This window comes from uncultured Arthrobacter sp., from assembly GCF_902805515.1.
GTDB lineage: Bacteria > Actinomycetota > Actinomycetes > Actinomycetales > Micrococcaceae > Arthrobacter_D.
In genome coordinates this window covers 1-26881 of sequence record NZ_CADCTE010000110.1, presented here as the reverse complement: position 1 = coordinate 26881, position 26881 = coordinate 1, and the positions used below count along the sequence as shown (strand labels likewise).

26 protein-coding genes, 4 tRNA genes and 1 other RNA gene are annotated in these 26881 nt (G+C 67.9%); 17 read left to right on the top strand and 14 right to left on the bottom strand.

From position 1 onward, the window contains the following. Nucleotides 1-15: 15 nt before the first annotated feature. Together cysK and msrA are read right to left on the bottom strand one after the other, a co-directional pair. Nucleotides 16-951: a cysteine synthase A gene (gene cysK / locus QZX79_RS09820; protein ID WP_294568004.1), complete on the bottom strand. Its 936-nt coding sequence runs from the start codon at nucleotides 949-951 to the stop codon at nucleotides 16-18. 132 nt (nucleotides 952-1083) lie between these two features. After that, nucleotides 1084-1608: a peptide-methionine (S)-S-oxide reductase MsrA gene (gene msrA / locus QZX79_RS09815; RefSeq protein WP_120165369.1), complete on the bottom strand. Its 525-nt coding sequence runs from the start codon at nucleotides 1606-1608 to the stop codon at nucleotides 1084-1086. Between the two features lie 173 nt (nucleotides 1609-1781). Between msrA and QZX79_RS09810 the strand changes: the two genes are divergently transcribed. The 3 genes from QZX79_RS09810 (at nucleotide 1782) to QZX79_RS09800 (ending at nucleotide 4553) form a co-directional block, all read left to right on the top strand. Next, complete coding sequence (locus QZX79_RS09810; RefSeq protein ID WP_294568001.1) at nucleotides 1782-2672, top strand: Nif3-like dinuclear metal center hexameric protein; 891 nt, start codon at nucleotides 1782-1784, stop codon at nucleotides 2670-2672. Nucleotides 2673-2859: 187 nt separating this feature from the next. Beyond that, on the top strand, nucleotides 2860-3600 hold the full coding sequence (locus QZX79_RS09805) for a zinc ribbon domain-containing protein (protein WP_294567999.1): 741 nt from the start codon (nucleotides 2860-2862) through the stop codon (nucleotides 3598-3600). A 74-nt stretch (nucleotides 3601-3674) separates the two neighbouring features. Then, complete coding sequence (locus QZX79_RS09800) at nucleotides 3675-4553, top strand: reverse transcriptase-like protein (RefSeq protein ID WP_294568029.1); 879 nt, start codon at nucleotides 3675-3677, stop codon at nucleotides 4551-4553. Nucleotides 4554-4680: 127 nt separating this feature from the next. On the opposite strand, the gene QZX79_RS09795 is transcribed toward QZX79_RS09800, so the two are convergent. Further along, nucleotides 4681-5445 (bottom strand): YaaA family protein, encoded by a 765-nt coding sequence (locus QZX79_RS09795; protein WP_294567997.1) that lies wholly within the window; start codon nucleotides 5443-5445, stop codon nucleotides 4681-4683. A 57-nt stretch (nucleotides 5446-5502) separates the two neighbouring features. On the opposite strand from QZX79_RS09795, the gene rnpB reads away from it, so the two are divergent. Both rnpB and QZX79_RS09785 read left to right on the top strand, forming a co-directional pair. Beyond that, an RNA gene (gene rnpB / locus QZX79_RS09790) (RNase P RNA component class A) lies at nucleotides 5503-5900 on the top strand. 200 nt (nucleotides 5901-6100) lie between these two features. Beyond that, nucleotides 6101-7339 (top strand): MFS transporter, encoded by a 1239-nt coding sequence (locus QZX79_RS09785; RefSeq protein WP_294567995.1) that lies wholly within the window; start codon nucleotides 6101-6103, stop codon nucleotides 7337-7339. Between the two features lie 100 nt (nucleotides 7340-7439). Here the strand turns inward: QZX79_RS09785 and def are convergent, their stop codons facing one another. From def to orn, 4 genes are all read right to left on the bottom strand, one after another. After that, nucleotides 7440-8012, bottom strand: coding sequence for a peptide deformylase (gene def / locus QZX79_RS09780; protein ID WP_294567993.1), 573 nt, complete (start codon nucleotides 8010-8012; stop codon nucleotides 7440-7442). 66 nt (nucleotides 8013-8078) lie between these two features. After that, nucleotides 8079-9233, bottom strand: coding sequence for an acyl-CoA dehydrogenase family protein (locus QZX79_RS09775; RefSeq protein ID WP_294567991.1), 1155 nt, complete (start codon nucleotides 9231-9233; stop codon nucleotides 8079-8081). Nucleotides 9234-9364: 131 nt separating this feature from the next. Next, nucleotides 9365-9437, bottom strand: a tRNA-His gene (locus QZX79_RS09770). A 146-nt stretch (nucleotides 9438-9583) separates the two neighbouring features. Next, entirely contained in the window at nucleotides 9584-10186 is a 603-nt protein-coding gene (orn, locus tag QZX79_RS09765; RefSeq protein ID WP_294567989.1) for an oligoribonuclease, read from the bottom strand. Between the two features lie 360 nt (nucleotides 10187-10546). Between orn and mptB the strand changes: the two genes are divergently transcribed. From mptB to QZX79_RS09750, 3 genes are all read left to right on the top strand, one after another. Next, nucleotides 10547-12067 carry a polyprenol phosphomannose-dependent alpha 1,6 mannosyltransferase MptB gene (gene mptB, locus QZX79_RS09760; protein WP_294567988.1) on the top strand — a complete coding sequence of 507 codons (1521 nt, stop codon included), beginning with the start codon at nucleotides 10547-10549 and terminating at the stop codon, nucleotides 12065-12067. Nucleotides 12068-12160: 93 nt separating this feature from the next. Next, the gene (locus tag QZX79_RS09755; protein ID WP_294567986.1) at nucleotides 12161-12577 is read left to right on the top strand and encodes a DUF3224 domain-containing protein; all 417 of its coding nucleotides are present in this window, start codon (nucleotides 12161-12163) and stop codon (nucleotides 12575-12577) included. A gap of 72 nt (nucleotides 12578-12649) precedes the next feature. Further along, nucleotides 12650-12722 (top strand) — tRNA-Arg (locus QZX79_RS09750). A 196-nt stretch (nucleotides 12723-12918) separates the two neighbouring features. Here the strand turns inward: QZX79_RS09750 and QZX79_RS09745 are convergent. Next, nucleotides 12919-13635 carry an SGNH/GDSL hydrolase family protein gene (locus QZX79_RS09745; protein WP_294567984.1) on the bottom strand — a complete coding sequence of 239 codons (717 nt, stop codon included), beginning with the start codon at nucleotides 13633-13635 and terminating at the stop codon, nucleotides 12919-12921. A 209-nt stretch (nucleotides 13636-13844) separates the two neighbouring features. Here QZX79_RS09745 and ssb point away from each other — a divergent pair, with 209 nt between their 5' ends. Both ssb and ettA read left to right on the top strand, forming a co-directional pair. Further along, nucleotides 13845-14420 carry a single-stranded DNA-binding protein gene (ssb, locus tag QZX79_RS09740; protein WP_294567982.1) on the top strand — a complete coding sequence of 192 codons (576 nt, stop codon included), beginning with the start codon at nucleotides 13845-13847 and terminating at the stop codon, nucleotides 14418-14420. A gap of 64 nt (nucleotides 14421-14484) precedes the next feature. Continuing rightward, nucleotides 14485-16167, top strand: a complete 1683-nt coding sequence (ettA, locus tag QZX79_RS09735) for an energy-dependent translational throttle protein EttA (RefSeq protein ID WP_294567980.1) — start codon at nucleotides 14485-14487, stop codon at nucleotides 16165-16167. A gap of 219 nt (nucleotides 16168-16386) precedes the next feature. Here ettA and QZX79_RS09730 read toward each other — a convergent pair whose 3' ends face one another. Continuing rightward, nucleotides 16387-17277: an acyl-CoA thioesterase II gene (locus QZX79_RS09730; RefSeq protein ID WP_294567978.1), complete on the bottom strand. Its 891-nt coding sequence runs from the start codon at nucleotides 17275-17277 to the stop codon at nucleotides 16387-16389. A 295-nt stretch (nucleotides 17278-17572) separates the two neighbouring features. Between QZX79_RS09730 and QZX79_RS09725 the strand changes: the two genes are divergently transcribed. Then, nucleotides 17573-18238, top strand: coding sequence for a hypothetical protein (locus tag QZX79_RS09725; RefSeq protein WP_294567976.1), 666 nt, complete (start codon nucleotides 17573-17575; stop codon nucleotides 18236-18238). A gap of 25 nt (nucleotides 18239-18263) precedes the next feature. On the opposite strand, the gene QZX79_RS09720 is transcribed toward QZX79_RS09725, so the two are convergent. The 4 genes from QZX79_RS09720 to pepN form a co-directional block, all read right to left on the bottom strand. Continuing rightward, on the bottom strand, nucleotides 18264-18728 hold the full coding sequence (locus QZX79_RS09720; RefSeq protein WP_294568027.1) for a globin: 465 nt from the start codon (nucleotides 18726-18728) through the stop codon (nucleotides 18264-18266). Nucleotides 18729-18742: 14 nt separating this feature from the next. Beyond that, nucleotides 18743-19366, bottom strand: coding sequence for a mechanosensitive ion channel family protein (locus QZX79_RS09715; protein ID WP_294567974.1), 624 nt, complete (start codon nucleotides 19364-19366; stop codon nucleotides 18743-18745). 79 nt (nucleotides 19367-19445) lie between these two features. Further along, the gene (locus tag QZX79_RS09710; RefSeq protein WP_120165383.1) at nucleotides 19446-19934 is read right to left on the bottom strand and encodes an OsmC family protein; all 489 of its coding nucleotides are present in this window, start codon (nucleotides 19932-19934) and stop codon (nucleotides 19446-19448) included. A gap of 3 nt (nucleotides 19935-19937) precedes the next feature. Further along, the gene (pepN, locus tag QZX79_RS09705; protein ID WP_294568025.1) at nucleotides 19938-22490 is read right to left on the bottom strand and encodes an aminopeptidase N; all 2553 of its coding nucleotides are present in this window, start codon (nucleotides 22488-22490) and stop codon (nucleotides 19938-19940) included. A gap of 241 nt (nucleotides 22491-22731) precedes the next feature. On the opposite strand from pepN, the gene QZX79_RS09700 reads away from it, so the two are divergent. Next, nucleotides 22732-23205, top strand: a complete 474-nt coding sequence (locus QZX79_RS09700) for a ribose-5-phosphate isomerase (RefSeq protein WP_120165385.1) — start codon at nucleotides 22732-22734, stop codon at nucleotides 23203-23205. A gap of 87 nt (nucleotides 23206-23292) precedes the next feature. Here QZX79_RS09700 and QZX79_RS09695 read toward each other — a convergent pair. Continuing rightward, a tRNA-Gly gene (locus QZX79_RS09695) sits at nucleotides 23293-23363 on the bottom strand. Between the two features lie 113 nt (nucleotides 23364-23476). Here QZX79_RS09695 and QZX79_RS09690 point away from each other — a divergent pair. The 5 genes from QZX79_RS09690 to QZX79_RS09670 all read left to right on the top strand — a co-directional run. After that, nucleotides 23477-23550: transfer RNA gene (locus QZX79_RS09690), tRNA-Pro, on the top strand. 90 nt (nucleotides 23551-23640) lie between these two features. Next, nucleotides 23641-25026: a trigger factor gene (gene tig / locus QZX79_RS09685; RefSeq protein ID WP_294567973.1), complete on the top strand. Its 1386-nt coding sequence runs from the start codon at nucleotides 23641-23643 to the stop codon at nucleotides 25024-25026. A gap of 264 nt (nucleotides 25027-25290) precedes the next feature. Further along, nucleotides 25291-25887: an ATP-dependent Clp protease proteolytic subunit gene (locus QZX79_RS09680; protein WP_294568023.1), complete on the top strand. Its 597-nt coding sequence runs from the start codon at nucleotides 25291-25293 to the stop codon at nucleotides 25885-25887. A 50-nt stretch (nucleotides 25888-25937) separates the two neighbouring features. Beyond that, nucleotides 25938-26612: an ATP-dependent Clp protease proteolytic subunit gene (locus QZX79_RS09675; RefSeq protein WP_294567971.1), complete on the top strand. Its 675-nt coding sequence runs from the start codon at nucleotides 25938-25940 to the stop codon at nucleotides 26610-26612. Between the two features lie 132 nt (nucleotides 26613-26744). Then, a partial coding sequence (locus QZX79_RS09670) for a ClpX C4-type zinc finger protein (protein WP_294568020.1) occupies nucleotides 26745-26881 on the top strand: 137 nt, incomplete at its 3' end.

Here is a 26881-nt window from a genome sequence, read left to right as displayed (position 1 = left end):
CTCGTAGAGGGCGGGTCAGGCGCGGATGTCGTCGAAGAGCACCGTGGAGATGTACCGCTCGCCGAAATCGCACACGACCGCCACGATGAGCTTACCGGCGTTTTCGGGCCGCTTGGCCAGCTCAAGGGCGGCCCAGACAATGGCTCCCGAGGAGATGCCGCCGAGGATTCCCTCCTTCGTGCCCAGCGCACGGGCGACGCGCACCGAGTCCTCGACGGAGGCGTCGATGACCTCGTCGTAGGCGTCGGTGTCCAGGATCTCCGGCACGAAGTTCGCGCCGATGCCCTGGATCTTGTGCGGACCCGGCGCCCCGCCGTTGAGGATGGGGGAGTCGGCCGGTTCGACGGCGACGATCTGCACGCCGGGCTTGCGCTTCTTGAGGATCTGCCCGACGCCGGTGATCGTGCCGCCGGTGCCAACGCCGGCGACGAAGATGTCGACGGCGCCGGCGGTGTCTTCCCAGACCTCTTCGGCGGTGGTGGTCCGGTGGATCTCCGGGTTGGCGGCGTTGGCGAACTGCTGGGCCCAGATGGCGTTGTCGGTGTTCGCCACGATCTCCTTTGCGCGTTCCACCGCTCCGCGCATCCCCTCGGAGCCGGGGGTCAGGACGATCTCGGCGCCGTAGGCGCGGAGCATGACGCGGCGCTCGGTGGACATGGTCTCCGGCATGGTGAGGATGACCTTGTACCCGCGGGCCGCGCCGACCATGGCGAGGGCGATGCCCGTGTTGCCGGAGGTCCCCTCGACGATGGTGCCGCCCGGGCGCAGTGCACCGGAACGCTCCGCGGCGTCGACGATCGCGACGCCGATGCGGTCCTTCACGCTGTTGGTCGGGTTGTAGAACTCGAGCTTGACCACCACGTCCGCCCCCAGGCCCTCAGCCAGGTGGTTGAGGCGCACCAGGGGCGTACCGCCGACCAGTTGGGTGACGTCATCGTAAATGCGTGCCATGTAATGAGCCTGCCTGATCCTGATACGCCGCGGCAGAACCGGTGGTGCCGGTTCTGCCGCGGAGGCCTGTGAAAGAGAGAAGGCAGGCCCTGGGGCTGCCGGAGTCAGCCTAGTTCCCGGCAACCCCGTCGACTACGCGACAAGCCATTCGGCGTAATATTTGCGCGCCTTCGCGAGCTTCGGGTTGATAATCACCTGGCAGTAGCCCTGCTCGGGGTGCTTCGCGTAGAAGTTCTGGTGGTACTCCTCGGCCTCGTGGAAGGTCCCGAGCCGGGTCACTTCGGTGACGATTGGATTGCTCCACTTGTCCTGGTTGCGCTGGATCGCCTTTTCGAAAATTTCCTGCTGCTCCGCATCCTGGTAGAACATCGAGGACCGGTACTGCGTCCCGACGTCGTACCCCTGCCGGTTCAGCGTGGTGGGGTCGTGTGAGACGAAATACATGTCGAGGACGACCTCCTCGGGAATGACGCTCTCATCGAAGGTCACGGCAACGACCTCGGCATGGCCGGTGGTGCCGGCGCTGACCGAGTCGTAGTCCGGGTGGCTCTCATGGCCGCCCGTGTAGCCGGAGACAACCGCCGTGACGCCGCGGGTTTTCTGGTAGAGGGCGTCGAGGCACCAGAAACAGCCTCCGCCAAGTACAAAAGTTTTCATACCTTGTACAATGCGCCGGGCCCCTTGGGAATTCCCATCCGTGGCAATTGTCACAGCCGCACCTTCCGGCCATGCGATACCAGCCCGCTCGCCGGATGATGCCGCGACACGCCGAAGTTGACCGAGACCACATAATTGGTCGGCGGCGCGGCGCGCGGGGTACAACTGGTCCTATGGAAGAGAACCTGCAGCCCTCCAGCACGGAACAACGCGGGACGGAAACGGTTCCGACAGTCGGTGAGGTCCTGCTGGCCATCGAGGAACTCTGGCCCGAAAGCCTCGCCGAAGGCTGGGACGCCGTCGGCCTCGTTGCCGGCCGAGCGGACGCCGAGGTCAGCCGCATCCTCTTCGCTGTCGACCCAACCAGCGAGGTGCTCGACGAGGCCCTTGCCTGGGGCGCGCAGCTGATCATCTCCCACCACCCCCTGCTCCTGAAGCCGGTGAACTCGGTGGCTGCCTCCGGGCCGAAGGGGGAGGTGCTGCACCGGCTGATCGAAAGCGGCTGCGCCCTGGCCACGGTCCACACCAACGGTGACAGTGCCGTCGGCGGGGTATCGGATGTGCTGGCCGACGCCTTCGGACTCAGTGAAGTGAAACCGCTGGTACGCTCCCAGGACGGCCTGCCCGAGGAGGGCATCGGCCGGGTGGGAAACCTCCCGGATGCCACGACCCTCGCCGACTTCGCCGAGTCCGTCTTCTCCATCCTTCCGTCGGTGGCCGGCGGCGTCCGGGTCGCGGGGGACAAGGACGGGCTGATCCGCCGGGTCGCCGTCTGCGGTGGCGCCGGTGACAGCCTGTTCGACGCCGTGCGGGCCAGCCAGGCCGATGTGTTCGTCACGGCCGACCTCCGCCACCACCCGGCGTCCGAGGCGCGGGAGCGTGCGGCGGGCGGCCGGCCCTACCTCATCGACGTGTCGCACTTCGGCAGTGAGTGGCTCTGGCTCACGCCGGCCGCCGCGGCGCTCGGTAACGTCCTGACCGACCAGGGCTTCCTGACCGACATCCGGGTCAGCAGCGTCAACACCGACCCCTGGGACTTCGTCCTCACTCCGGGCCACCCCTGAGCAACACACCGGGCGGAACCCGGGCCCTGTCGAACTGCCCGGTCGACCGCCCGCCGAACCGCTCGCCGAACCGCCCGCGGAACCGCCGTCGACGGCGCAGCCGGCGGGATGGGCGCCGTGGAGGCCTCCGCCGTCAGTGCAATAGGCTAGGACGGAACGTCAGTCGCCCACACACCGGAGGTTAACCGTGGCCAAGGCTCCACCAGAGGAACAACTGCGACTGCTGGATCTGCAGGCGCTTGACTCCCGGCTGAACCAGCTTCAGCGGCAGGCCGCGGTGGTGCGGAACAACCCGGAGATCGCAGCCCTGCAGGCCAGGGTCGCCACGGTCGACGGCGAGCTGGTCAAGGCCACCACCGAACTGGCCGACCGCGAGCGTGAGCTGACCCGGGCCGAGGATGACGTCCAGGCCGTCGTGACGCGCCTCGAGCGCGACGAGCAGCGGCTCAACAGCGGCACGGGAACCTCCAAGGACCTCACGGCACTGCAGAGCGAGGTCGCCTCCCTGACCCGCCGGCGCTCGGATCTCGAAGACGTCGAACTCGATGTCATGGAGCGGGTCGAACAGGCCCGTGCCGCGCAGCAGGAAGTCCAGCAGCGCACCGACACCGTCCGCAGCGAACTGGCGGGGCTCGAAGCGGCACGCGATGCCGAGCTCGAAACGCTCGGGGCCCAGCGCGCCGAGGTGCAGGTGCAGCGCGACGAGCTCGCCTCAACCTTCGACGCCGCACTGCTCGGCCTCTACGAGAAAACGCTGGCACGCCGCGGCGTCGGGGCGGCAAGGCTTTTCCACGGCAAGTCCGAGGGCTCGGGCATGCAGCTCAGCCCCGGCGACCTCGCCGACATCTCCAAGGCGGCGCCCGACGACATCGTGATGTGCCCCGACTCGGGCTCCATCCTGGTGCGTTCCGCGGAGTGGGGACACTGACACCCGTGGGATTCGATGCAGAACTGTTCGACCCGCATGCCCGCGCCGGCGCGGACCCGTCGGGGGATGCGCCCCTGCTGGTCGTCGAGGCCGACGGCGGCTCACGCGGCAACCCCGGGCACGCCGGCTACGGCGCCCTGGTCCGCGACCCGAAGACCGGTGCGATCCTCGTGGAGAAGGCCGAGTACATTGGGAAGGCCTCAAACAATGTGGCCGAGTATTCGGGGCTTGTGGCGGGCCTTGAACTGGCAAACGAGATCAATCCGGCCAGCCGGATCCACGTGAAGATGGACTCCAAGCTCGTCGTCGAGCAGATGTCCGGCCGCTGGCAGATCAAGCATGCCGATATGCGGACCCTGGCCGCCCGGGCCCGCAAGATCGTCGATCCGCGCCGGGTGACCTATGAGTGGATCCCGCGCGAGCGGAACAAGGACGCCGACCGGCTCTCGAACGAGGCGATGGACGCGGGCATGGCAGGGGTGCCGTGGAAGGCGCGCACCGCCGTCTCGGCGGCAAAGGCGCCCGAGGCGGCTCCCGAGCCGCCGGCCCCGCCCCGCGCGCCGGGACGGCTGCATCATGTTGAGGTCTGGGTGGCTGACCTCGAGGCCGCCCGGAAGAGCCTGGGCTGGCTGCTGGAGCGCCTGGGCTTCGCCGAGAAGGACTCATGGGCCGACGGCGTCAGCTACAGCGGCGAGGGGTTCTACCTCGTCCTTGAGTCCGGGCCCGACGTCCAGGCGGCACCGCACGAGCGCCGCCGTCCCGGCGTGAACCACCTGGCTTTCCGGGCCGGCACCCGCAGCGAGGTGGACCTGCTGGCCCGCCGGGCCGCGAGCCACGGCTGGACGCTGCTCTTCCCGGAGCGGCATCCGTTCGCCGGGGGAGCGGACCACTATGCGGCGTACCTCGAGAACGTCGAAGGGTTCGAAGTGGAACTGGTCGCTGACGCCGCCTAGCAGTATCCCTGTTTCCGGCAGTGCGCCCGCTTGGCTGGTACGCCTTGCCCGGCAGCGTACCCGTTTGCATGCACGTTTAGGGAGTGCACCGGTTCAAGCAGTGCACCCGGCTGCGGCCGGACCCGGCTCAGGAATCGAGGACGAGGTTCAGGCGGGCCGGCTTCTTCCCGGAGGCCGGCTCAAGCTCGGCCCTCCAGGCCTCCGATGCGGCCGACAGCAGCTGCTCCGGCGTCGAGGGCGCCTTGCCCCGCCGCGTCAGCAGGTGCCGGGCGAGGGCGCCGCGCGTGTGCTTGGCGAAATGTGACACCACCGTGCGCTTCCCGTCCCGCTCGGAGAAGACGTTGACGGCGACCGTACGCTCCGCCGGGGGAGTCCAGGCAGAGGCATAGGTGCTGGAGCGGCAGTCGATGATCAGGGACCCCTCGGAGTGGGCGCGCAGCGGAGCGTCGAGGACGCCCTTCCAGAAGGAACCGAGCCTTCCGGCCCCGGGCAGCGTCACCGACATGGCAAGGCGGTACGCGGGGATCGGGTCACCGAAGCGCACCGCGCCCCAGAGCGCCGAGACGACCACGATGTGCTCGCGGGCCTTCCGGCGCTGCGCGGGGGTCATCCCGTTGTAGTCCAGGGCGTCATAGAGGACGCCCGTGTAGATGCTGTGGGCCGGGGCCGCAGGCTCGGTGTGGAGGACGGTGTTGCGCAGGACCTCGGCCCCGAGCGATGCGCCGACGCCGAGCACCTCGTGCGCGTCGGCTGTGGCGCTGACGTCGCGCAGCGCCTGCAGGACCCGCTCACGGGCGGGGTTCAGTTCGGGGAAGTGGAGATTGTCGAGGGAGACCGGCACCCCCTGCGCCGCCGCGGACTTACCTTCGGACGGGGGCAGCAGAATCAGCACCCGAATACTCTACCGATTCCGGCCCGCGTCCGCGTTCACCGTACACTTGGAGGCGGATGGGTCGACCAGGCGGCCGCGTTGGCTCGGGGTCGAAAGATGCCGCAGCCACCGAGGAACGTCCGGGCTCCGCAGAGCAGGGTGGTGGGTAACGCCCACTCGGGGTAACCCGCAGGCCAGTGCCACAGAAAACAGACCGCTTCCCAGGCCCTCGTGGCCGGAGGAAGTAAGGGTGAAAAGGTGGTGTAAGAGACCACCAGCGTGCCGGGTGACCGGCATGGCTCGGTAAACCCCACCCGGAGCAAGGCCAGACAGGGCGCGTTTGAGGGCTGCTCGCCCGAGTGTCCGGGTAGGCCGCTGGAGGGCGTCGGCAACGGCGTTCGTAGATGGATGGCCGCCGCTCCCGCACCGGCAACGGAGCGGGAGAACAGAACCCGGCGTACCGGTCGGCCCATCCCCCGACCGGCCGTAAGCAGCCGCCGGTGCCTCCCAGGTTACCCCTCGGTAATGCCGCCGCGAACAATAGGCAGATTTAGTAAAAGGGTCAACCCAAGGGAAAGTTTTTCTTTCCGAACCGCCGCCCGAGTGATAGCAATCACACGCGCTCCGCTACTCTGTGTCAATGACCGACACAGCCCCGCCGCGAAGGCACCTTCTGGTGCGCAACGCGGACTTCCGGGCACTGTGGATTTCGGGTACGGCGGGGGTCTTCGGCAATGCCGTGACCGCCGTCGCCCTGCCGGTGGTTGCCGCCGTCGAACTCAACGCGAGCAACTTCGAAGTCGCCGCCCTCGCCGGGATGGTGTTCCTGCCCTGGCTGCTCTTCGGCCTTGTCATCGGCGTCTGGGTCGACCGGCTCCCGCGCAAACCGGTGATCCTCTGGTCGCTGGTTGTGCGGGTCGCCGTCCTGCTGACCCTTCCACTGGCCTACTGGCTGGGCGTGCTCACCACCGTCCATCTGTTCGCCGTCGCGTTCGCGGCCGGACTCACCTCGGTGTTCTTCAACCTTGCCGACACGGCCCTGGTGCAGCAGGCCGTCTCGAGACATGAACTCGTCGAGGGGAACGGGCTCATGACCGGCTCGGGGGCTGCGGCCGATGCCGCGGGACGTTCCCTGGCCGGCTGGCTGACGACGATCGCCGGAGCGTCCAATTCGCTGCTCGTGCAGGTGGGGGCCTCGCTGGTCTCCCTCGGGGCGGTCTCACGCCTGAAGGTGCAGGAGGTGAAACTCGCTCGGACCGAACACCGCCTCCTGCGGGACATGGCCGACGGCATGAGATACACCTTCAGCACCGGGCCCCTGCGGGCCATCCTGTTCAACGCGGCGCTGTGGAACCTCGGCGGAAACATCGCCGCCTCCCTGATCGTGCTGCTCGTGCTGCGCACACTCGGTGAATCCGAGGTGTGGCTGGGCCTGCTGCTCGCCAGTGCCTCCGCGGGAGGAGCGGTCGGAGGAATCTCCGCAAAGGCCATGAGCGAACGGTTCGGGTCCGGCCCGCTGTGGCGCTGGTCCATGGTGCCGGGAGTGGCGGGTTACGGGTCCCTGCTGGTGATGACCCCCGGGTGGGGCATGCTGATCGGCGTGCTGGGGATGTTCGTCATGGGTGCCTCGGTGGCTTGGAACATCGTCGTGGGTGCCAGCTTCCGCCAGCAGGTCTGCCCACCGGGGATGATGGGACGGCTCGGCGCCGCGTCCCGCACGGTGAGCTGGGGAATGCTTGCCCTTGCGAGCTTCGCCGCGGGAACCCTCGCCCATCTCTTCGGCGTGCGGGAGGCTGTCCTGATCGGCGTCCTCATCGCCTGCGGGGCGCCGCTCATCGCCCTTCTGGGGCCGCTGCGCCGGGTGCAGCGGCTGGAGGACCTCGAGCCGGCCCCCGAGGCGGACGCCCGCGCCTGACTGCGCCCAACTCCTGACTGCGCCTAACCGCCCCTGATCGCTGCCGCCCCTGACCACGGCCGCCGCAGGGCGGCAGCCGGCTTGTGCGTGGGGCAGCGCGTCAGTGCCCGAACGGATCCGGGTCGACTCCCGGCAGCCAGGTGAGGCCCGGAACGCCCCACCCGTGGGCCTTCACCGTCTTCTTGGCCTTGCGGCCCTGGCGGGCGTTGAGCCGGTCCACGTACAGCTTCCCGTCGAGGTGGTCGTACTCGTGCTGCATGCAGCGGGCGAACCAGCCGGTGGCTTCGAACTCGACGGGCGTCCCGTCGCCGTCGACACCGGTGACCTTCACCCATTCGGCCCGCTTCAGCGGATAGGCCTCGCCCGGCACCGACAGGCACCCCTCGGACTCCTCGTCGGGGTCCGGCTCGGCGCCCGAGATCTTGGAGGTGACCAGCGTGGGATTGACCAGGACGCCGCGCGGCGCCACGCCGTCGTCGTTGGCCATGCCGTACACGAAGATCCGCAGGCCCACACCGATCTGCGGGGCGGCGAGCCCGACGCCGTTGGCCTTGTCCATGGTCTCGAACATGTCGGCGATCAGGGCACGGAGCTCGTCGTCGAACGTCTCGACCTCGGCCGCCCTGCGGTGCAGGACGGGTTCTCCGACAATGGTCACTGGGTGAACAGCCATGGGTCCTTCCGGTGGTGCCGGGAGGACCGCCAGGGGACCTCCCGGGATGTTGACGTGGCGCGGCCGCTAGCCGGCGATCGAGCGTCCCACGGTCTCGCGCATGATCTCGCTCGTGCCGCCGAAGATGGTCAGCAGGCGTGCGGCGAGGAATGCCTGCGATACGGGGTACTCAAGGATGTAGCCGTACCCGCCATGCAGCTGGAGGCAGCGGTCGGTGATCGACTTGACCCGTTCACTGGCCCAGAGCTTGACCCGGGCGGCGGAGACGGCGTCGAGCCTGCCCTCGTTGAAGGCCGTCATGGCCGAATCCACGTAGGTTTCGGTGACCTCAACCTCGGTGAGGATGTCGGCGAGTTCGAACCGGGTGTTCTGGAAGTCCAGGATCCGTTCGCCGAACGCGTTGCGTTCACGGGTGTAGGTGAGCGTCTGGGTGTAGATGGCGCGTGCGACGGCGGCCGATGCCACCGCGATGCCCAGCCGGCCCTGGGGGAGCTGCTCGATGCTGTAGCGCAGGCCGGAGCCGACCTCGCCCACGACGTTGTTGCCGGGCACCCGCACGCTGTCGAAGAACAGCTCGGCGGTGTCCGAGGCCTTCAGGCCCATCTTGTCCAGCTGGCGGCCGGTCGAGTAGCCCTCGGTCTTCTCCACCATGAACAGCGTGAAGGAGTCACTGGAGCCGCGGCCGCTTCCGCCGTCGGTGCGCGCGAGCACGAGCGAGGCATCACCGGTGATGCCGTTGCCGATGAACGTCTTCTGCCCGCTCAGGAGCCAGTCGTCGCCGTCGCGGACGGCCTTCGTGCGGATCCCCCGCAGGTCGCTGCCGGCGCCTGGTTCGGTCCACGCGACCGAGGTGACCTTTTCGCCGGAGACCATGGCGGGCAGCCAGCGCTCCTTCAGGTCATCGGAGCCGTAAGCCAGCAGGTGCGGCAGGACCATGTCGTCGTGGAGGTGGAACGCGAGGCCGACGGCGAGGTGGTTGCTCCGTGCGAACTCCTCATCGAGGACGGCCCGGAACCGGTAGTCGGACATTCCGGCCCCGCCGAATTCTTCGGGCACGGCCATCCCGAGCAGGCCCTGCTCGCCGGCGGCTTCCCACAGCCGGCGCGGCATGCGGTGCTCCCGGTCCCACTCCGCGTAGTGCGGGGCGACCTCCCGGACGTTGAACTCGCGGGCAACTTCGCGGAATAGCTCGTGATCTTCTTCGAACACTCGGCGTTCCATGCGGCACTCCTCAGCGGTGTCAATGGCGCGGTTCCTTCACCGGCCGGCAAAGCCCTGAAAAAACAACTGCCGCCCCGGAGGATCTCCGAGGCGGCTCGTTGTGCCGGCCATTGATACGGCCGGCCTCTTCGGGTGAGTAACGGGGGTTGAACCCGCGACCTCCTGGACCACAACCAGGCGCTCTGCCAACTGAGCTATACCCACCATGCAGCCTTTTCGTTCCCCGGCCCGGTCTGCACCCGGCCTTGGATCGATTCGCTAAAGGCAGCGGAAACAAGTTTACACACTTTTTCGGATGCTTTTGCCACCGCCCGTTCCGGCGCGGCCGGCCGGGCATCCGGCGCGGTGATTTAGGCGTCCAGTTCCTGCGCCAGGGCCTTGCTCGCCGCCGAATCCGGGCCCGGGCTCGGCACGAACACGGCCCGCCGGTAGTAGCGAAGCTCACGGATCGAGTCCTGGATGTCTCCGAGCGCCCGGTGCCCGCCGAGTTTGGCCGGCGCCTGGAAGTAGGCGCGGGTGAACCACCGGCGTGCCAGTTCCTTGATCGTCGAGACGTCGATGATCCGGTAGTGGAGGTGCTCGATGACCCGGGGCATGTCCCGGGCAAGGAAGTTGCGGTCGGTCCCGACCGAGTTGCCCGCCAGCTGGGCCTTCCGCGGCTCCGGCACCCACTCCTGGATATACGCGAGCACCTTCGCCTCCGCCTCCTCCATGGCCATCCCCTGGGGGAGTTCCTCCAGCAGCCCGGAGGTGGTGTGCATGGTGCGGACGAAGTCACCCATCTGGGCCAGGGCCGCCGGGTCCGGAGCGATGACGACGTCGACGCCGTCACCCAGGACGTTCAGTTCCGAGTCGGTCACCAGGACCGCCACCTCGATGAGGGCATCGGCCTCGAGGTTGAGGCCGGTCATTTCGCAGTCGATCCAGACGATGTGTTCATTTGAGATTGGCACCCGACCAATGTACCGCGCTGACGCGGTCCCTCCGCGGCGGTCCGGCGGCTCCGGCCCTGAGTATTCGGCGGCGGTTGCAGGGGTCTAGGGAGGATGCTGTGACGGCGTCCGCGGAGGGTGCGCGGCAAGCTCGGCGGTGGCGTCCGCGGGGCCGGGCCGTGCTGTGCCGGTGCTAATATCGAGGCAGTCTGGGCGGGATCCCGCGGCCGGCTGTCCTGGAACCTCAGGGCCGCCCGATCCGCGTATCGGGAACCACCGGGTGCCCGGTCGTTCAGCGCCGTCGTCCGATCCGGTGCTGCTGATCGGGGGTAGTGGTGCGCCCGGTCCCGCCAGTGCCGACCAACGATTGGATACCCGTAGATGACCGCCCAGGTCCCAGTGACTGAGCCCTCATCGGCGCCGCGCGTCGACCGGCCGAACACGGCGATCCTCCAGGGCTTCATCGGCTCGCTGATGATGTGGGCCGGATCCCTCGGCGTCGGATGGCTTTCCCTGGCCTCGGTCGAACTGCGGCGGATTCCCCTGATCATCTGGCTGAGGTTCGAACCCGCCGGCGCTGTGGTGTCGGTGCTGGTCCTGGCTGTCGGCGGGATGCTGCTCGTCCGGTCCTGGTTGCGCCTCGGGCAGCACTTGCACGGCTGGGGGCCGGAGACACGCCCCTACGTGCTCAAGGCCGTGATCGCCTGGGCGGCGCCGATGGCGGTGGCCCTGCCGCTGTTCAGCCGGGACGTCTTCGCGTACATCGCCCAGGGACAGGTGATGGTCGCCGGCCTCAATCCGTATCGGGACGGCTATTCGCAGATCTCGAACTACCTGCAGATCGGGGCCGACGACCTCTGGGCCCAGAGTCCCACCCCCTACGGGCCGGTGTTCCTCTGGCTCGAGGAGCTGGTGGTGCGCATCACCGGCGGGCAGCCCGACTTCTCCATCATCCTCTTCCGGGTGATCGCCCTGGCCGGGGTGGCGCTGTGTGTGGTGATGGTGCCCAAACTTGCGGCGCTTCACGGCATCAACGCGAACCGCGCCCTCTGGCTGACCGCCGCGAACCCGCTGTTCCTCACCAACTTCGTCGCCTCGATCCACAACGATGCGCTGATGCTGGGCCTGGCGCTCGCCGGCCTGTACCTCGCCGCGGTCCGCCGCCCGCTCTGGGGCATCCTCCTGGTGACCCTCTCGGTCGCCATCAAACCCATCACCCTTCTCTTCCTGCCGTTCATCGGACTGATGTGGGCCGGCAAGGGAGCGTCGTGGAAGCGCAAGTTCGTCTACTGGGGCATGACCGCGGGACTGTCTCTTGGCCTGCTGTGGATTCTGGGGCTGATCAACGGGTTCGGCTTCGGCTGGGTGGGGGCGCTGAGCACGCCGGGGAGCATCTGGATCTGGTACGCACCGATCGGCTACCTCGGGCTGGTGGTCGCTACCCTGGCCGGAGCCCTCGGGCTGGACGGATGGTTCCTGGCCGACCTCGTGCACAAGGCGGCACGGGTCGCCTCGCTGGCCATCATCGCGCACCAGATCTTTGTCGGCAGCCATGCACGCATCGTGCGCAGGCTGGCCCTGGCGCTCGCCGCCGTCGTCCTCCTGGCGCCCATCATCCAGTCCTGGTACGTGGTGTGGCTCATTCCACTGTTTGCCGTGACCGGGATCCGCGAGGACTGGCAGGTGAAGACCCTGTACTTCACCGTCTCCTTCTTCATGATCTACGCCATCTCGGACCAGCTGGACATCTTCCCCTACTTCGAACTCAGCCTGACGGTGGCACGCCAGATCGCCGCCGCGGTGGCCTTCGCCTTCGCCCTGTACCTCGTCTTCCTCGACCCGCGCACCAAGGTACTCTTCCGCCGGCGGTTCCGTCCCCGCCGTCCGGGAATGTTGCGCTGAGGCCGGCGGATTCCGGGTCCGGTTTGACCCCGACCAGTCTGCGCCGGCAGCTCCCGGCATGCGGTCACCGTCATCAGCGGTGATACTTGAAGGATGACCGAATTCGAAGAAACCCTGTTCCGCGGCGAATATGAGATCACCGAATGGGAGCCCCAGCCCTACGAGGTGCAGGGGAGCAGCTGCGAACTGTCCCGGGTGCGGGCCGTGAAGGTGTTCACCGGGGAGATTTCCGGCACGAGCACCGCCGAACTGCTCATGGCGGGCAATAACTTCGGTGCCGGATACGTTGCCTCCGAGCAGTTCACCGGGTACGTGAGCGGACGGCCCGGCTCAATGACCGTGCAGCACTGGGGCGTGGCGGAAGGCTCCGAGGCCGCCGCCTCCGGGCACATCGTTCCGGGCTCGGGAACCGATGGACTCGCGGGAATCTCGGGCAAGGCCACCTACTCGCAGGACCCCGACGGCCAGCACCGGCTCGAGCTGAAGGTTTCATTCGGACCCACCGACTAGGTCCGGCGGCGGAACCCTCCGGCGCCGAATCTCTCCGGAGGGTCGCGCCCCGCATAGTAAACTGGCTGTGATGCCTCCGTAGCTCAGGGGATAGAGCAGGGGCCTTCTAATCCTCTGGTCGCAGGTTCGAATCCTGCCGGGGGCACTCAGGAAAACGGCCCGACCGGGCTTTCGTCCGGTCGGGCCGTTTTTCGTTAATGCCGGGCCAACGCCGGCCCACTGTCCGTCAGCCGCTGTCCGTCAGCCGCTGTCCGTCAGCCGCTGTCCGTTAGGCTCGGTCGGGCCATCAGCTTGGCCCGCCCGTTCCGGGCATTCGGCCGGACGGCCGGAGCGGTGCAGGATCAGTTCGTCAGCCCGGCCAGCTGCCCCCGGGCAGCCTCCGCCAACAGGTCCGAGCCCTTCCGGTTGGAGTGGATCCCATCGTTGCTGAGCCCGGCCCGCCACGACCCGTCGGCCGCCGCCACCGCGGTGTACACATCGAGCAGGGGTATGCCCCGGGCCTCCGCGGCAGTCCTGATCAGCCGGTTCAGCTCAACGGCGAGGGCGGGCTGCGTTTCCGACGGCGGCACGAGGGCAGCGACGGGCGCGGCGCCGCGTGCGGCGATGCCGTCCCACAGCACGCGCACGCCCTCGGCGGCCTGTTCGGGGGACCGCCCCTTTCGGATGTCGTTGGTTCCAGCCTGCACCACCACCAGGTCCGCCTGGCGGACCGCCGCATCGAGGCGGTCGACCAGACCCGTTGTCTGCGCCCCGGGGTGGGATTCGTAGGACCCGAGCCGGAGTCCGGGCACGGTGTCCGCAACGACCGTCTGGCGCCACCACGAATGCTTCCCGTGGGCGTGGGAATCCGAGAGGATGCCGATGATCCGTGTGTCGGCCGCGGCGGCGGTGCGGGTGTTTGCGGTCCCCGCGCCGGCCGGCAGGGCGACCGCGGCCCGGCTGGTGGCCCTGCGGCGGGCCCTCCGCCGTCGAAGAGCGCCTTGCAAGGCGATCAGCGCCATTGCCGCGGCGGCTCCTGCAGCGGGCAGGCTTCCGGTTCGGCGGGTTCGTCCAGCCATCGTTTCCCCTTTGCAGCTCGGGTGTTTCCCCATGCTAGCTTCCGGCGCCCGGCCCGGGTGCGCTGGACAAGCCAGCCCGGGGGAGGGCCCGTGCCCCACAGATGTCCACATACGCGGCCGGCCCCGGCCCAACCCGCCCTGCCCTGGGGAGACTTTCACCAGGGCCGGCGCTCGGCCGGCCCGGGAGATTCCGGGCGGAAGGAACAGCAATGAGCGAGACCATCACGGTGCGGGGATACGTTGCCACGGAGGTGCGGCTGGCCCTCACACCCACCGGCCTGCCGATCGCGGGCTTCCGCATGTGCACGACCGAACGGCGTTACGACCGGGAGGCTGGGGCCTGGGTCGACGGGCACACGAACTGGTACTCGGTCTCGATGTTCCGCCAGCTTGCCACCAACGCCTCGGCGAGCCTGAAGAAAGGCGACCGGGTCGTCGTCTTCGGACGGCTGAAGGTCCGTCCGTGGGCAACGGAGGACGGACGCACCGGAACCTCGGTGGAGATCGACGCGGAGTCCGTGGGCCATGACCTGATGTGGGGGACCGCCGCGTACCGGAGGAGTTCCGCGGAGAAGATCGAGAATACCGAGAAGACCCAGGAACCCGACGACGGGGCGGATGACGCGGTACCGGAGGGTGTCGACCCTGCCACCGGACAAATCCTTGCGCCCGACAACCTGGGCGCCGCAGGCGGCTCCGACGAAGGATCGGACTCGGAAGGCGGGGAGGGCGACCTGACAGGCGGTGGAGGAAGGTCAGCGACGAAAGCCGGCGCCGCCCGCTGAGACAGGATGGAGCGGCCACCTGCGGAATGTGAGATATGCCGTGCCACGCACTAGCCTTAGTGGTATGGCGGAATTTATCTACACAATGACCAAGGCCCGCAAGGCCGTCGGCGACAAAGTGATCCTCGACGACGTGAGCATGTCCTTCTTCCCCGGTGCAAAGATCGGCGTGGTCGGCCCGAACGGTGCCGGTAAGTCCACCATTCTCAAGATCATGGCCGGTCTCGACACCCCGTCCAACGGCGAAGCCCGCCTGAGCCCCGGCTACACCGTCGGGATCCTGCTTCAGGAGCCCCCGCTGAACGAGGAAAAGACAGTGCTCGGCAACGTCCAGGAGGGCGTCGCGGAGATCTACGGCAAGATCGAGCGCTTCAACGAAATCTCCGAAGAGATGGCGAACCCGGACGCCGATTACGACACGCTCCTGACCGAGATGGGACAGCTGCAGGAGGCGATCGACGCCGCCGACGCGTGGGACCTCGACTCCCAGCTCGAGCAGGCCATGGACGCCCTGCGCTGCCCGCCGCCGGACGCCGACGTCACCGTGCTCTCCGGCGGTGAGCGCCGCCGCGTCGCCCTGTGCAAGCTGCTGCTCCAGAAGCCGGACCTGCTCCTGCTCGATGAGCCCACCAACCACCTCGACGCCGAAAGCGTGCTCTGGCTCGAGCAGCACCTCTCCGCCTACCAGGGCGCCGTGCTGGCCGTCACCCACGACCGGTACTTCCTCGACCACGTGGCCGAGTGGATCGCAGAGGTCGACCGCGGCCACCTCTACCCCTACGAGGGCAACTACTCCACCTACCTCGAGAAGAAGCGGGCCCGCCTCGAAGTCCAGGGCAAGAAGGACGCCAAGCTGTCCAAGCGCCTCACCGAGGAACTCGAATGGGTGCGCTCGAACGCCAAGGGCCGCCAGACCAAGTCCAAGGCCCGCCTGAACCGCTACGAGGAAATGGCTGCCGAGGCCGAGCGGACCCGGAAGCTTGACTTCGAAGAGATCCAGATCCCGCCGGGACCGCGCCTGGGCAGCCAGGTCATCGAGGCGAAGAACCTGCGCAAGGGCTACGACGAGCGCGTGCTCATCGACGGGCTGTCCTTCTCGCTGCCGCGCAACGGCATCGTGGGCGTCATCGGCCCCAACGGTGTCGGCAAGACCACGCTGTTCAAGACCATCGTCGGGCTTGAGCCGCTTGATGACGGCGAGCTGCGCATCGGTGAGTCGGTCAAGATCTCCTACGTTGACCAGTCGCGCGGCGGAATCGATCCGAACAAGTCCCTGTGGGAGGTCGTCTCCGGTGGTCACGACTTCATCCAGGTCGGCCAGGTCGAAATGCCGTCCCGGGCCTACGTCTCGGCGTTCGGCTTCAAGGGCCCTGACCAGCAGAAGAAGGCCGGGGTGCTCTCCGGTGGTGAGCGCAACCGCCTCAATCTCGCCATGACCCTCAAGCAGGGCGGCAACCTGCTGCTGCTCGATGAGCCCACCAACGACCTCGACGTCGAAACCCTCTCGAGCCTCGAGAACGCGCTGCTTGAATTCCCGGGCTGCGCCGTCGTCGTCTCGCACGACCGGTGGTTCCTTGACCGGGTGGCCACGCACATCCTCTCCTACGAGGGCACCGAGGCCGAACCGGACAAGTGGTACTGGTTCGAGGGCAACTTCGACGACTACGAGAAGAACAAGATCGAGCGCCTGGGTCCCGACGCGGCGAAGCCGCACCGGGTCACCCACCGCCGCCTGACCCGCGGCTAGGCCGACGGTCGACGGCGGACGCCGGCCGGCTCCGGCCGGTCGGCACCGCGGTCCGCCCGAGAGGGCAGGCTGCACGACGGATTGACGCAGAAGGACACGGACCGTTCGGTCCGTGTCCTTCTGCGTTGTGCTGGGAGCTTGTGCTGGGAGCCGCGGCGCGGTCCGGGCGGAGGTCGTGCGGACCGGATGCGGGACGGCCGCCGCGTCGGGCTGCGGTGCTCAGCTCTCCCGGGGGACGCGGACCATGCCCTCCTGCGCCACGCTGGCTACGAGGTCCCCGGCCCGGTTGTAGATTTTCCCGGCGGCGAGCCCGCGGGCACCCGAGGCGCTGGGGGAGCTCTGCACATACAGCAGCCATTCATCGACGCGGACCGGGCGGTGCCACCACATGGCGTGGTCCAGGCTGGCCACGCTCATTCCAGGGTGGATCCAGCTCAGCCCGTGCGGCCGCAGGATCGGCTCGAGCAGCGTGTAGTCGCTCGCGTAGGCCAGGGCCGCCCGGTGCAGCCCGTCGTCGTCGGGCATCGGGCCGAACGTCTTCATCCAGACGGCGTTGCGCGGCTCCCGGACGCCGTCATTGCTCACGTAGAGCGGGGAGTCGAGGTGGCGGACATCGAAGGGGCGGTCGAAGGCCCAGGCCCGGGCCACCGGGTGGTCGAAACCGCCCAGCAGGTCGGCGGTGCTCGGCAGCGATTCGGGGTCCGGCACGCCCGAGGGCATCGGGTCCTGGTGGCTCAGGCCCTCGTCGGGCTCCTGGAAGGAAGCGATCATCGAAAGGATCGGCACGCCGTCCTGATAGGCGTGTGTCCGCCGGGCGGAAAAGGACCGGCCGTCACGGAGGCGCTGCACCCCGAAGGTGATGGGCAGGTCGGCGTCGCCGGCCCGCAGGAAGTAGGCGTGCATCGAGTGCACTTCCCGGGTGGGCTCAACGGTCCGGATCGCCGCAATGAGGGACTGTCCCAGCACCTGCCCGCCGAACACCCGCTTGCCCGGCTGGGGAGCCGAGGTCCCAACGAAAATGTCCTCGTCGGTCTGCGCGCCGTCGGCGCTGCTCAGGTCGAGCAGGGACAGCAGCGAGAGCGTGGGGTCGGTGCGGGGCTCTGCGGCCATGGGGCGGTGTCTCCTCGGGGCGGGTGCGTTCTCCGGATCCTTGGCGCAGGCTTCCGGGCCTACTGCTGACATTAGACGTACCGATACCGGCGCCTCAAGGCGGCACCCGGCGCTTCGGCCGCCGGTTCCGCTTACGGTTCCGCCGAATGGTCCGCGGGCGTCGGGTTTGAGAGGATGGATCCATGCCCCGCACCCTCCCAGACCTTCTCCCGCCGCGCTGCGGCGACGGCGATACCACCGGCCGCACCGCCACGGTCGTCCAGCTCCACGCTTCCGGCGGACGGTCGGCCCGGCGGTGACGGCGGCACTCGAGTCGACGCACCTCGTCTTTTCCGATGCCCAGGTCTCGGCAGACCTGCGCACCTTCACGGCACGGGCGCGGGCAACCGACGACGGCGCCGTACGGCTGCAGGCCTCGGGAACCGTCCTGGCGGCCTACGTCTGCATGCTGCGCCCGGCTGTGCTCGGGGAGGCGATCCCCACGGTGCTCGGCCTGCGCACCATGCCCCTCGCGGAGCCGGCCCGGGTCGATGTGACGGTGGCGCTGGCCTCGGTCTCCGACCGGCTGGCGCGCATGCGGGATGACGTCGTCTTCGCCGTCCCGACGACGACACTGCGGCAGAATTGGGCCGGGGTGCTGCCGCCCCGCGCCGGCTGGGAGCCCGCGGGGACGCTTGCCACCGACGCACTCGAGGAGGCGGCGAGGGCCGGGATCGCCGACGTCGCCGGCAGCCTTCCCGACCGCGCGGGGGCGCTGATGGTCAACAACCGGCGCGGCACGGTGTGGGGGAGGGCGATCCCCGGGGCTCCCGCGGGCCTGCCTGCGGGAGCCGCCTTCGGCGCCTTCGCCTTGGGGTTCCTCGCCGAGGGTGAAACCCCGTCGCTGTTCACCAACGGCCGGTGGACCCGGCTGAGCACGTCGCGCGGGCACGTGCTGGTGCGGGCCGCCGCAGTGCTCTAAACGCCCTCGAGGGACACGCCTGCGGTCAGTCCGCGGCGTTCACCATCGACTGCGCCGCCCGGTCGAGGTAGTCCCACAGGGTCGCCTCGTGAAGGGGAGCCAGGTCCAGGGAGTCGACGGCGGCGCGCATGTGGCGCAGCCAGGCATCGCGGGCCTTCGGCGTGACCTGGAAGGGGATGTGGCGCATGCGCAGCCTCGGATGTCCGCGTTGTTCGCCGTAGGTCTTCGGCCCGCCCCAGTACTGCTCAAGGAACAACAGCAGGCGCTCCTTGGCCGGCCCGAGGTCCTCCTCCGGGTACATGGGCCGCAGGATCTCGTCCTGGGCCACGCCGTCGTAGAAGGCGTCGATCAGCTTCACGAAGGTGGGGTGGCCGCCGACCGCCTCGTAGAAGTTGTAGTCGGGCTGGGTGAAGCCCTGCCCGACCTGGATCACCCGGTCCGCCGGCAGGGCCGGGCGGCCCGGCGTCAGCGGAATGGTCTCCTGGAGCATCGGCTCGGGTTCGGTCATGGTTTCTCTCCTGCAGTCTCCGGCTGGTCGGCCGGCGCCGGCTCGATGTAGTTTCCCTGCGAGCGGTTGCCCACCTTGGTGATGTCGCCGTTGCGCACGTACCAGATGGCACCGTTCGCATCGACCATGCGCGTGATGCGGAGGCCAACTGACTGCACCACGCCCACGGTCTCGCCGATCTCGATGGTGTCCCCGATGCCGTACTGGTCCTCGATGGTGATGAAGAAGCCAAGGAACGCGTCCCGGATGACCTCACGGGCGCCGAAACCGATGGCGATGCCGACAATCCCAACGCTGGCCAGGATCGGGCCGATGTTCAGGCCGAGTTCCTGGAGCGCCATCATGATCGCGATGATGGCGAGGCTCACGCCGGCGACGCTGGTGAGGAGGCCGCCGATGGTTTCGGCGCGCTGGCTGCGGCGGCCCGTGTCGAGCGAGCGCAGCACGGGCTGCGCCCACCGGAAGTGGGGTTTCTTGAAGACGCTGTACCCGTTCCGGACCCGGGTCACCGAGCGGTGCACCAGGTAGCGGACGATAAGCCAGAGGAGGAGGGCGGCGATCAGGATGACGACGGCGCCGATGACACGCCCGCCGTAGCCGAGCTCCGGAAAAAAATCCATGCCGGTGTTTACTGCTTCCTTCGTGGGTGCCGCGGGGCCGGCTCCCGCCCGGTGCGGGGGCCCGGCGGCGCTGCTGTTACTAGGCTACCGCCGGGTCCGCGAGGACCGTGACGGGCTCATGGTCGACCGGGAAGTTCACCGAACGGGCGATGAAGCACGTCGCAGCGGCCGCGGCATGAAGTCCGGTGGCCTTCTCGACGTCCTCCGGTGAGGCGACCGTCACCCGGGGGCGGAGGAGAACGCGGGTGAATTCGCCGGTGCCGTCGCGGTTGAGCCGCATAAAGCCTTCTGCGTCGTCGTCGTACGCGGTCACTGTCACACCCGCCTTCACCGCCACGTGGAGGTAGGACAGCAGGTGGCACTGGGACAGGGCGGCAAGGAGCAGCTGCTCCGGGTTCCACCGGTCCTTCTGCCCATGGAAGGTCGGATCGGCGGTGCCCGGAAGGAGCGGCAGCCCGGGGGCGGTGACCTCGTTCTCCCGGCTGTAGTCCCGGTAGCCCGAGGTGCCGGTGCCGAGGTTCCCCGTCCACTTCACCGCCACGTTGTATCGGTGTTCGGAGAGGTTCACGGGCTACCGGTCCACGGCCTGGGCGCGCAGCGCCCGCTGCACGCCGTCGCGGTTCTCGAGGATCAGGCGCCGCAGCGACGGAATCTCGTCACCGAGTTCGGCCAGGAACGCGTCGGTCCGCTCCAGGGTGTCCTCGGAGACGAGCCGCGAGGGGTACAGGCCGACGACGATCTGCTGGGCGATCTCGTAGGTGCGCGAGTCCCAGACCTCCCGGACCGAGTCGAAGTACTTCGCGGCGTACGGCTCGAGCAGCGCGGTGTCGTGGACGCGGGTGAAACCCTGGATCGCCGAGCGCTGGGCGGCGTTGGGCAGGTCACTGCGCTCCACGATGGCACTCCAGGCGTCGGCCTTGGCCTCCGCGGTCGGCACCGCGGCGCGTGCCAGGGCGGCCGCGAGCTGACCGGTCGCCGTGGAGTCGGCCTCGAGTTCGGCGTCGATCTGCTCCTGCCCGTACCGGCCCCCGGCCACGAGTGAGGTGAGCAGCTCCCAGCGGAGGTCCGAGTCGACCGTCAGCCCCTCGGGGACGGAGGTGCCGGTCAGGATCGCCTCGACGACGTCGAGCTGGGCATCGGTCCGGGCGTGGGTGGCAAAGGCCTTGATGAACTGGAGCTGCGAGTCCGACCCGGGCCCTGCCGCTTCGGAGAGTTCGAGCAGGCTGTCGGCCACGGCGTCGCTCATGGCCTGCCGGTCCTCGGGGTTGACGTAGAACGTGAGGGTTGCGGCCAGCTGGCGGAGCAGCACGAGGACCACCGAGGAGTCCGATTCCTCGCCGATGTTCTGCATGATCAGTTCGACGTAGTTCCGCGCCGGCGTCTCGCCGTCCCGCGCCGCGTCCCAGGCCGAGCCCCAGACGAGGGTGCGGGCGAGGGAATCGGCGAAGTTGCGCAGGTGCCGGATGGAGGTGCGCAAGGACGCCGGGTCAAGGCGGATCTTGGCGTAGGCGAGGTCGTCGTCGTTCAGCAGGACCAGGGCGGGCTGGCGCTGCCCGACGGCCTCGGGCACCTCGGTGCGCTCACCGTCGACGTCGAGCTCCATGCGGGAGACCCGGGTCAGCCGGCCTTCGTCATCGAGGTCGTAGAAGCCGACCGCGAGGCGGTGCGGGCGGATGGTGGGGTAGTCCTCCGGTGCGGACTGCGCGATGGAGAAGGCGGTGATCACGCCGTCCTCGTTCACGGTGAACTCGGGGCGCAGGGTGTTCACGCCGGCGGTCTCGAGCCACAGCGAGGACCATTGGGTGAGGTCGCGTCCGCTGGCCTTCTCGAGTTCCACGAGCAGGTCCTTGAGCTCGGTGTTCTTCCAGGAATGCCGGGAGAAGTACTCGCGAACGCCCTCCATGAACTTCTCCTGGCCCACCCAGGCGACCAGCTGCTTGAGCACCGAGGCACCCTTGGCGTAGGTGATGCCGTCGAAGTTCACCTGGACGTCATCCAGGTCCTTGATCTCGGCGACGATCGGGTGCGTTGAGGGCAGCTGGTCCTGGCGGTACGCCCAGGACTTCTCCAGCGAGGCGAACGTGGTCCAGGACTGGGTGAACTCCGTCGCCTCCGCGGCGGCCAGGGTCGACATGTACTCGGCGAAGGACTCATTGAGCCACAGGTCGTTCCACCACTTCATGGTGACGAGGTCGCCGAACCACATGTGGGCCAGCTCGTGAAGGATGGTGATGGCCCGGCGTTCCACCGTGGCCTCGGGGACGCGGGAGCGGAAGACGTAGGTCTCCACGAACGTCACCGCGCCGGCGTTTTCCATGGCCCCGGCGTTGAACTCCGGGACGAACAGCTGGTCGTACTTCTCAAACGGGTAGGGCGTGCCGAACTGCTTCTCGTAGAACTCGAAGCCCTGGCGGGTGAGCTGAAAGATGTTCTCGGCGTCGAGGTGCTGCATGAGCGACCGGCGGGCGAAGACCCCAAGCGGGATGGTGCGCCCATCGGCGCTCGTCAGTTCGCTGCGCACCGCCTGGTACGGGCCGGCAATGAGGGCCGTGACGTAGGAGGACATGACCGGCGTCGGCTCGAACGACCAGGTGGAGCGTGCCGGCTCCTCGCCGGCAGCGGCGGCGGCGACCGGCTCGGGGGTGGGGGAGTTGGAGATGACATCCCAGTGCGGCGGCGCCGTCACGGTGAAGCGGAAGGTCGACTTCAGGTCGGGCTGCTCGAACACGGCGAACACGCGCCGGGAGTCGGGAACCTCGAACTGGGTGTAGAGGTAGACCTCGCGGTCCACGGGGTCCACGAAGCGGTGGAGCCCCTCGCCCGTGTTCATGTACAGCATGTCGGCATCGACAACGAGCTCGTTCGAGGCGGCGAGGTCCGGCAGGGCGATGCGGTAACCGTCGGCGACCGAGGCGGGATCGAGTTCCACGCCGTTGAGGCTCACGCGGTGCACGGTGTCCGTCACTGCATCGATGAACGTTGAGGCGCCCTGGACCGCATCGAAGCGGATCACCGTCCTCGAACCGAACACGCGCTCTCCGCGCATCAGGTCAAGGTTGATGTCGTAGGAGTGGACTTGCAGGAGTTCGGAGCGGACGCTGGCTTCGCTGCGCGTCAGGTTCATGCCGGGCAAGGGGTCGCCTCCAGGGTGGGGAACAAGGACGCCGCGTCGGGGTCGCCCTGCGCAGCGTTTCGTATTCTCTCACTTTTTCCTTTTAAGCACCTCCCTCCGGGGTTCCCGGCGCAGCGCTGCCGGGGAACGGGAGGCCGCGCGGAGGCGGGTCCGCGCACGCGGGGGAGACACCGGGGCGGCGCCGGAGCAGTAGGCTAGAAGGCGGAATCGCCCCCGACCGAACGGATTGCTCATGCGTGTCCACCTCGCCACAGATCATGCAGGGATGGAGCTCAGCGCCCACCTTGTCGGCCACCTCGGCGCCGCCGGCTACGACGTGGTCGACCACGGCCCGACCGAGTACGACCCCGAGGACGACTACCCCCGCTTCTGCATCAACGCGGCCCTCGCCGTCGTCGCCGACCAGGCCGCAGGGGTTGAGGCGCTCGGGATCGTGCTGGGCGGGTCCGGCAACGGCGAGCAGATCGCCGCCAACAAGGTGCGCGGCATCCGCGCCGCCCTGGCCTGGAACCTCGACACCGCCCGGCTGGCCCGCAACCACAACGACGCGAACATCATCGCCGTCGGCGGCCGCCAGCACAGCGTCGAGGAGGCGACCTCAATCATCGAGGCCTTCCTCGCCGAGCCGTTCAGCAATGACAGCCGCCACGTGCGCCGCATCGGCAAGATCGCCGACTACGAGGCCACCGGGGACGTCCCCGACTAGGCCCGGCCGCACGGCAGCGCAGACAAAAACACCCGGAGCACACAAAAACACCCGGACGTCCAAGACGTCCGGGTGTTGTCGTTTCCGAGGGGATGACGGGAATCGAACCCGCGTAATCAGTTTGGAAGACTGAGGCTTTACCATTAAGCTACATCCCCGGAATCCCGGGCCTCAGAGGCTCTCAGGAACGCATATAACTACACCACAGGTGGGCTGCATTCGCCAAATGTGCAACGGGGGTCAAAGTTACGTAGACTGGCTCTCGCACTCTCGGGGTGTAGCTCAGCTTGGTAGAGCGCCTGCTTTGGGAGCAGGAAGTCGCAGGTTCAACTCCTGTCACCCCGACTCCGTATGTCGAAGACCCTAGTATTTTCGGATACCGGGTCCTCGTTTTTCAATACGGAAACTATCCCAATCACTCAGGAGTCCTACGCTGTGAAGAGCGCTGTCGAAAACCTTTCCCCCACGCGGGTGAAGCTCAATGTCGAGGTCCCGTTCGAGGAACTCAGGCCGAACATCGACGCGGCTTACAAGACGATCGCCGGTCAGGTGCAGGTTCCTGGATTCCGCAAGGGCAAGGTTCCCCAGCAGCTCATCGACCAGCGCGTTGGCCGCGGCTACGTCATCGAGACCGCCGTCAATGACGGGCTCGACGGGTTCTACCAGAACGCCGTCAAGGAGACCGGGATCCGGCCGCTGAGCCGCCCCGAGGTCGAAATCACCGAGGTTCCCGACCCCGCCAAGAAGGACGGCCAGCTCGTCTTCACCGTGGAGCTCGACATCCGCCCCGAGATCGAACTGCCCGACTACTCGGGCATCGAGGTCACCGTCGAGGCAGCCACGGCATCGGACGAGGACGTCGACAAGGCCGTGGACGAGCTGCGCAGCCGCTTCGGCACGCTCAACTCCGTCGACCGCCCGGCCAAGGACGGGGACTTCCTGACGATTGACCTCAGCGCCAAGGTCGACGGCGAAGAGGTCGACTCCGCGCAGGACCTCTCCTACCAGGTCGGCGCAGGCACCATGCTCGAGGGCATGGACGAGGCCGTCACCGGCCTGAGCGTCGATGAGTCCGCCACCTTCGCGACCAAGCTCGCCGGCGGCGAGCACTCCGGTGCCGACGCCGAGGTCACCGTCACCGTCAAGGCCGTCAAGGAGCGCGAGCTCCCCGAGGTCAACGACGACTTTGCCCAGCTGGCCAGCGAGTTCGACACCGCAGCCGAGCTGCGCGAGGACCTCGCCAAGCGCGCCGCCGAAAGCAAGATCGTCGACCAGGGCGTCGAAGCCCGCGACAAGGTCCTCGACAAGCTGGTCGAGATGATCGAGGTGCCCGTCCCCGAGGCTGTCATCACCGAGCAGCTCGAGCAGCACTTCAAGCCCGAGAACGCCGGCAACGCCGGCGAAGAGCACGACACCGAGGAGCACCGTGCGGAGGTGCGCACCAACACCGAGCGCGCCTTCCGCAACGAGATCATCCTCGACACGGTTGCCGAGAAGGAAGAGGTCTCGGTCAGCCAGGCCGAGCTGATCGACTACATCGTCTCGACCGCCAGCCAGTACGGCATGGAACCGAACCAGTTCGCCCAGATGCTCGACTCCAGCGGCCAGGTCCCGATGATCGTCGGAGAGGTCCGGCGCCGCAAGGCCCTGGCCAAGGTCCTCGAACTGGCGAAGGTCACCGACTCCAACGGTGACGCCGTCGATCTCACCGACTTCGTGCGCCCCGGCGCCGACGACACCGAGACCGTCGACGTCGACGACACCGTCGAGGACGCGCCCGCCGCCGAGGTCACCGAGGGCGACGACGCACAGCGCGCCTGATTCCCACGCCTCACCAGCGTGAAAAGACGCCGCAGCCCCCGGGCTGCGGCGTCTTTTGCGTTGCCGCGGCGGCCCCGGTTCCGGCCGGAAAGGAGCCGTCCGGACTGGTGCGCCGTCAGCGAACAGTTCCCGGAGCAGGAGCAAAAATTCGCCGGGCCGGGTTAGTGTCCAATGTGAGACAAACGGACGGGCAGTCCCTTTCGGGGAAGCGCCCGCCAGAGTGAGAGGTTAACGAGAATGGCAACCGAACCAACCACCCCCAGCATGGCGACCGCCGATCCCGGTGGACGCGATGACTACATCTTCAACCGGCTCCTCAAGGAGCGCATCATCTGGCTCGGTTCCGAGGTGCGTGACGACAACGCGAACGTCATCTGCTCCCAGCTCCTGCTGCTCTCCGCCGAGGACCCGGAGCGGGACATCTTCCTGTACATCAACTCTCCCGGCGGCTCCGTGACGGCCGGCATGGCCATCTACGACACCATGCAGTTCATCCCGAACGACGTCGTCACCGTCGCCACCGGCCTGGCGGCCTCGATGGGCCAGTTCCTGCTGTCCTCGGGCACCAAGGGCAAGCGCTACGCGACCCCCCACGCCCGCATCCTCATGCACCAGCCCTCCGGCGGCATCGGCGGCACCGCCTCCGACATCCGCATCCAGGCCGAACTGATCCTTCACATGAAGCGGGTCATGGCGGAACTGACTGCCGAGCAGACCGGGCAGAGCGTCGAAACCATCCTGAAGGACAACGACCGGGACAAGTGGTTCACCGCGCAGGAGGGCCTCGACTACGGGTTCTTCGACCACATCTCCGCCCACGCCGGCACCGTATCGGGCGGCGGCGGAACCCAGCGCGCGTAAGTGCCTGCCGCAGTTTCCTACCTCTTTCAGACTTTCCACCAGGAGACCCCATGAACACCAATTTCACGGCCACCGCCGGGTCGCAGGCACCCCAGATGCCCTCAAGCCGCTACATCCTTCCGCAGTTCGAGGAGCGCACGCCCTACGGCTTCAAGCGCCAGGACCCGTACACCAAGCTGTTCGAGGACCGCATCATCTTCCTCGGCACGCAGGTGGACGACGCCTCGGCCGATGACATCATGGCCCAGCTGCTCGTCCTCGAGTCGACCGACCCCGAGCGCGACATCACCCTCTACATCAACTCTCCGGGCGGCTCCTTCACCGCCATGACGGCGATCTACGACACGATGCAGTTCATCCGTCCCGAGGTGCAGACAGTGTGCCTCGGGCAGGCAGCCAGCGCGGCCGCCGTCCTGCTCGCCGCCGGAGCGCCGGGCAAGCGCCTTGCACTGCCCAACGCCCGCGTCCTGATCCACCAGCCCGCCCTCTCCGGCGGCCAGGGCGGGCAGGCATCGGACCTCGAGATCCAGGCCAACGAAGTGATGCGCATGCGCACCTGGCTTGAGGACACCATCGCCCTGCACACCGGGCGGGATTCCGAGCAGGTCAACCGCGACATCGAGCGCGACAAGATCCTCACGGCGGCCGAAGCGGTCAGCTACGGACTCGTCGACGAGGTCCTCACCTCACGCAAGATGATCCAGCCGAAAATCAACACTCCGTAGGTCCGCGACGGTCCTGCGGCCGGAATGCCCGTGGCGCCTTGTTGGGCACCACGGGCATTTTGATACTGATTAGCAGGATCATGTGGCCTAGAGTGGAAACAGCAACCAAGTACCACGTAAGGGGACTGACACATGGCTCGCATTGGTGAGAGCACAGACCTGCTTAAGTGCTCTTTCTGTGGAAAAAGCCAGAAGCAGGTGCGGAAGCTCATTGCCGGCCCCGGGGTCTACATCTGCGATGAGTGCATCGACCTCTGCAACGAGGAAAA